The organism is Pedobacter sp. ASV12 (genome assembly GCF_016429155.1).
GTDB lineage: Bacteria > Bacteroidota > Bacteroidia > Sphingobacteriales > Sphingobacteriaceae > Pedobacter.
Map to the genome: position 1 here is coordinate 1 of NZ_JAELUC010000271.1, position 514 is coordinate 514.

The window sequence follows — 514 nt, forward strand, 5'->3', positions numbered from 1 at the left end:
TTCTCGTCTTTGGAAATGGTCTTGTAGAGCGTGCCGGGCAGGTAGTTGGCTGATGAAGAAGCGCCCGAGGCGTTGACCGTCCAGAGCTTTACCGCATCCGTGGCATCGTTGATGGCATAGCCCGGCTTTGCCGTATGGCCCGAGCCGGCTATGGAGGCGCTGTAGGGCTGCCAGGGCGCACCCGGAGCGCCCTGCTCCAGCACCCTGTTCAGCGGGCTGGCCTCGAAAACCGTCTGCGAGAAGGGCTGCGCAGTAGCTCTGATGCTGGAGCCGCTTGGCTGGCCTGTATAGAAGCCCAGCTGCTCGGCTATGGCGCTCGGCCTGTAGGCGCCGCCGTTGCCGGCTACGGTGTATGGCTGGTACTTGACCGCTTCGCGCCCCAGGGCGTCGTAGGCCATGGGCTGCACCAGGTCGGCAAAGGAAGGGCTCCCCTGTACGGTTACCGTCTGCAGGGGCCTGCCCAGCCCGTCGAGGTACTGGATGGCCTGGTTCTCCTCGCATACGCTGCGCGAGG

1 protein-coding gene is annotated in these 514 nt (G+C 65.0%); it reads right to left on the bottom strand.

Annotated features, from left to right (window positions below; all coding sequences use genetic code 11):
- Window positions 1-482: DUF6443 domain-containing protein (locus JHD69_RS20255; RefSeq protein ID WP_370583542.1), on the bottom strand; the 482-nt coding region annotated here is incomplete at its 3' end.
- Window positions 483-514 lie beyond the last annotated feature (32 nt).